At 72.4% G+C, this 4,938-nt stretch carries 6 protein-coding genes; all 6 read left to right on the plus strand.

From position 1 onward, the window contains the following. Positions 1-265 precede the first annotated feature (265 nt). Entirely contained in the window at positions 266-1,066 is an 801-nt protein-coding gene (locus VF746_04440) for a hypothetical protein (GenBank protein ID HEX8691644.1), read from the plus strand. Then, positions 976-1,557, plus strand: a complete 582-nt coding sequence (locus tag VF746_04445) for a DUF418 domain-containing protein (GenBank protein HEX8691645.1) — start codon at positions 976-978, stop codon at positions 1,555-1,557. The genes VF746_04440 and VF746_04445 overlap by 91 nt, the downstream gene beginning before the upstream one ends. A 93-nt stretch (positions 1,558-1,650) precedes the next feature. Beyond that, a complete protein-coding gene (locus VF746_04450; GenBank protein ID HEX8691646.1) occupies positions 1,651-1,914 on the plus strand; it encodes a type II toxin-antitoxin system HicA family toxin in 264 nt (87 codons plus the stop codon). Further along, positions 1,911-2,120 (plus strand): type II toxin-antitoxin system HicB family antitoxin, encoded by a 210-nt coding sequence (locus VF746_04455; protein HEX8691647.1) that lies wholly within the window; start codon positions 1,911-1,913, stop codon positions 2,118-2,120. The genes VF746_04450 and VF746_04455 overlap by 4 nt, the downstream gene beginning before the upstream one ends. Positions 2,121-2,437: 317 nt before the next feature. Continuing rightward, positions 2,438-3,679: a GTPase HflX gene (gene hflX, locus VF746_04460; GenBank protein HEX8691648.1), complete on the plus strand. Its 1,242-nt coding sequence runs from the start codon at positions 2,438-2,440 to the stop codon at positions 3,677-3,679. After that, positions 3,676-4,581 (plus strand): Rossmann-like and DUF2520 domain-containing protein, encoded by a 906-nt coding sequence (locus VF746_04465; GenBank protein ID HEX8691649.1) that lies wholly within the window; start codon positions 3,676-3,678, stop codon positions 4,579-4,581. Before hflX ends, VF746_04465 begins: the two co-directional genes overlap by 4 nt. Positions 4,582-4,938 lie beyond the last annotated feature (357 nt).

Here is a 4,938-nt window from a genome sequence, read left to right on the forward strand (position 1 = left end):
CGGACGGCGGGGAGCAGCCTCTTCACTCAGGACGGAGCACAACACACTCAGTCCATCAACCATCCGAACCGCCGTATACGGACCCGTACGTACGGTGGTGGGGGAGGGGGTGCCGGGAGACCGGCCCCCCTATCCCGATCCCTCGCGCGACGCGGATGGACGCCGCCGCGCACGCTCCGCCACGGAAATCTGGTGCGGAGGCTCCGGCGTAGCATTCATGCCCGTGACCCGCACGGGCCGGACCCCGCCGCACCGGAGCCTTCCGATGACCATCGCCGATCCTCCCCTCTCCACCACCCTTCCTCCCGCCGGCGCCGGGGCCGCGCCGGTGCGGCCCGACGAGCGCCTGCTCGCGCTGGACGTGCTGCGCGGGATCGCGCTGCTGGGCGTGCTGCTCGCCAACGTGTGGCTGTGGTTCAGCGGCCTCTGGTTCCACGCGGCGGACTTCCGGCCCGAGCTGGCGCGCGCCACGCTGGACAGCGCGGTGGTCCACTTCGTGGCCGTGTTCGTGAGCGGCAAGGCGATCTCGACCTTCTCGTTCCTGTTCGGGCTGGGCTTCGCGGTGCAGGCGCTGCGGGCCGAGGCGCGCGGCGTCAGGGTGGCGCCGCTCCACCGCCGCCGCCTGGGGGTGCTCCTGGCGATCGGGCTCGCGCACGGGGTGCTGCTCTGGTACGGCGACATCCTCACCGCGTACGCGCTGCTCGGCTTCGTGCTGCTCCTCTTCCGCCGCCGCCGCGACCGCACGCTGCTGGTTTGGGCCGGCGTGCTGCTGGTGGGGATCCCGCTCGCGTTCGGCGTGCTGTTCATGTTGGCGGCGGCCGGCGGCTCGCTCACGCCCCCGGCGGGCCAGGCGGCGCGGAACGCGGCGATGCTGGAGGCGCTGCGCAGCGGTGCGCCGGCGCGCATCGTCCCGGTGAACCTGCGGATGATGGCGCAGGCGTACCTGGGGCCGGCGGGGATGCAGCTCTTCCCAGCGTGCTCGGCCTCTTCCTGCTGGGGCTGTGGGCGGGGCGGCGGCGCGTGCTGGAGAACGTCTCCGCGCACCGGGCCGCCTTCCGCCGGGTGACAGCGTGGGGTTTCGCGGTCAGCATCCCGGCGAACGTGGCGCTGGAGGTGGCCCGCTCGACGTGGAGCTACCAGACCGCCGCGGCGCGTCCGTGGCTGTTCCCGGTGGTGACCGCGCTGCAGGTGCTGGCCGTGGTCCCGCTGGCGGCGGCGTACGTCTCGGCGGTGGTGCAGCTGCTGGAGCGGGCGGCGTGGCGCGAGCGGCTGGCGGCGTTCGCGCCGGTGGGCCGCATGGCGCTCACCAACTACCTGTCGCAGACGGTGGTCTGCGTGCTGGTCTTCTACGGCGGCGGGCTGGTGGGGCGCATCGACCCGGCGCCGGCGGCGGGGATCGCGCTCGCCGTCTTCGCGGCGCAGGTGGCGTGGAGCCGGTGGTGGCTGGCGCGCTTCCACTTCGGGCCGATGGAGTGGCTCTGGCGCTCCCTCACCTACCGCCGCCTCCAGCCGATGCGCATCCGCCTGCCAGCTGCACAGCCAGGGCTGGCGGTTTGAGAGCGGTCGATTTCTCCTCTTGTCGGTTGATTGGACGGACGTAAGTTCCGTCCAATTTTTTTCTACCCTCCACCGTTTTCCGGATCGTCACGCGTGAGTAGATTCCAGAAGCTGTTCCAGAAATTGCTGGACGGGGATTCCGACGCGAGCTTCGCCTTCGACGAGTTGCGCTACGTCCTTTCGCATCTCGGGTTCGCGGAAGACATCGAAGGTAGTCACCACATCTTCACGCGAGACGGCGTGGACGAGCTGGTGAACATCCAGAAGCCGCGTGGCGGTAAGCACGCCAAGGCGTACCAGGTGCGGCAGGTGCGAAGGCTGATCTTCAAGTACCGGTTTTCCGGAGGTGAAAAGTGACCAAGTACGAGATCGTGATCGGCTGGAGCGACGCGGACGCAGTCTTTATCGCCGAGGTGCCGGAGTTGCCGGGGTGCATGGCCCACGGCGAGACGCGCGCGGAAGCCCTGGCGAACGCGGAGGAGGCGATCGACGCGTGGGTCAAAGTGGCGCGGAAGCGCGGGCGCGAGGTCCCTCAGCCCCATGCACACCGCCTGACCGCCTGAGGATTTTGGGGCGGCAACCTGGAAGAGCCGGCGAGCGCATCGTCGGCTCTCCTTCATTGCTGACACCAAGGTTGGAGAACCGCGACGAAACAGCTTTTCTCTCACAGAGGGCACAGAGGACACGGAGGAACTTCAATTCGCAGCGAGAAATTCTCTGTGTCCTCCGTGTCCTCTGTGTGAGACCTGCTGTTGGATTTGCCGCGGCGGTCCGATAGAATGATGAAGCATCGTGAAGCAGTCCCGAGAACCAGAAACGGAGTCTCACCATCAGCACCAAACTGATCGAGCTGGAGATCCCCAGGGAGCGGGCGATCCTGGTGGGCGCGCCGGCGAAGGGCGAGGCGGCCCAGGTCACCGAGGAGCACCTGGAGGAGCTGGAGCGGCTGGCCGACACCGCGGGCGTCGACGTGGTGGGCACGCTGGTGCAGCGCCTGGACTCGCCGCATCCCAAGTTCTTCATCGGCGAGGGGAAGGCCGAGGAGCTGAAGATGCAGGCGGAGGCCGACGGGGCCACGCTGGTGATCTTCGACGAGGAGCTCTCGCCGGCGCAGGGGCGCAACCTGGAGCGGCTGCTGAACCTGCGCCTCATGGACCGCGCGGAGCTGATCCTGGACATCTTCGCCACGCGCGCGCGCAGCGCCGAGGCTCGCGCGCAGGTGGAACTGGCGCAGCTGCAGTACCTGCGGCCGCGGCTCACGCGGATGTGGGCGCACCTGTCGCGCATCCGCGGCGGGGTGGGGATGCGCGGACCCGGCGAGACGCAGCTGGAGACCGACCGCCGGCTGATCGACATCCGCATCGCGCGGCTCAAGGACGAGCTGGAGCGCGTGGCCCGGCACCGCGCCACGCAGCGCAAGGGGCGCACGGGCCAGCTGCGCGTCTCGCTCGTCGGCTACACCAACGCGGGGAAGAGCTCGATCCTGCGCGGGATGAGCGGGAGCGAGGTCTTCGTCGAGGACCGGCTGTTCGCCACGCTGGACCCCACCACGCGCGCGGTGGACGTGGGCGAGGGCTACGAGGTGCTGCTCACCGACACGGTGGGCTTCATCCGCAAGCTGCCGCACCACCTGGTGGCCAGCTTCCGCGCCACGCTGGAGGAGGCGGCCGAGGCGGACCTGCTGCTGCACGTGGTGGACGCGTCGCACCCGTGGTGGGAGGAGCAGAAGGAGGTGGTGGAGGAGGTGCTGGCCGACCTGGGGCTGCGCGACCGGCCCACGGTGCTGGTCTTCAACAAGGCCGACCGGCTGACGCACGCGGAGGAGGAGGCGCTCCGGCAGCGCCGGTTCGGGGCGCAGCGCTCGATCACCACCTCGACGGTGGAGCCGAGCGGGCTGGACCCGCTGCGCGAATTGCTGCGGGCCGAGGCGCGCAACCTCCGGCCCGACGTGCGGGTGCGCCTCTCGTCGGCGCAGGGCGCCGTGCTGGCGGAGATCTACCGCGAGGGCGAGGTGCTGGAGCGCGAGGACCTGGGCGCGGAGATCGTGCTGCGCGCGCGGCTGCCGCAGGCCTCGCTCGGGCGCCTGAAGAGCCGCGGGGTGACCGTGCTCGACGGCGCGTGACGGAGCCCGCCGGCGGGCGCGACCGGCTGTGGACCGTCGGCGCGGGGCGGCTGGGGCTCGCGCTGGGCCTCTGCCTGCACCGCGCCGGCGCCGTCGCCTCGCTCGCCTTCTCGGGACGGCGGCAGGACGCGCCGGACCATCCCCTCTTCCGGGGCGATCCCCCGCCCGCCCGCTACCTTTCTCCCGCCGATCCTCCCCCTCCCGGCCTCACCGGGATCCTGGTCGCCGTGCCGGACGGCGCGATTTCCGACGCCGTCGCGGAGCTGGCGGCGCGCGAGCTTCCGCCGGGCGTGCCCGTGCTGCACGCCAGCGGGAGCCGGTCGCTGGACGTGCTGGCGCCGCTGGCCGGGCGGGGGCACCCGGTGGGCGGCCTGCACGCGCTGGCCGCCATCGCCGATCCCGTCGAAGGGGCGGAGCGGCTGCGCGGCGCGTCGTTCGGCGTGGAGGGCGAGGGGGCGGCGCGGGCCCTGGCCGAGCGGCTGGTGGCGGCGTGTGGCGGGCGCGCGCTGGCGATCCGGCCCGGCGGGAAGGCGCTCTACCACGCGGCGGCGGTCTTCGCGTCGAACTACGCGGTGGCGCTCCTCTCCGTGGCCGGGCGGCTGATGCGCGAGGCGGGGGTGGAGCCGGGGGACTCGGGGCCCGCGCTCACCGCGCTGGCGGCGGGGGCGGTGGAGAACGCGGCGGCGCGCGGGCCGGCGGCGGCGCTCACGGGCCCCGTCGCGCGCGGCGACGTGGAGACGGTGGAGCTGCACCTGGCGCGGTTGTCCGGCGCGGACCGCCACTTATATTGCCTGCTCGGCCTGGAGGCGCTGCGGCTCGCACAGGCGCGGGGAATCGACCCCGGCGCGGCGGCGCGGCTGCGCGATGTGCTGGGAAAGGGATTCGAGGACGGGGATCGCTGATCGAGCGAGCGAGAGGCATCCGCGCCGCCGCGGGGGCCCTCTCCCTGGCGCTTGAGGCGCCTGTCCCTCCCCCACAAACTGCGTGGGGGAGGGACCTCCTCGCTTCGCTCGTGACGGGTGGGGTGGGGATCGCTGGGGGCGGGGGAGTTTTGCGCGAGGGCCCGGCACGGTCGAGGCAGGCCTCGCCCCTACGGGGTTTTGCAGCCTGTCCCCTGCCGTTCGCGTGAGGGATGCGCGCCCGGAGGGCCGGGACCCCGGAGCGCCGGGGTTTGGCGCGGAGGGGGCCCGGCGCCGTTGGGCACAGTCGTACCGTGCCCTACGGCGCGCGCAGCCCGGCCCGGAGCGCAGCGGAGGGAC

It is taken from the genome of Longimicrobium sp., assembly GCA_036389795.1.
GTDB lineage: Bacteria > Gemmatimonadota > Gemmatimonadetes > Longimicrobiales > Longimicrobiaceae > Longimicrobium.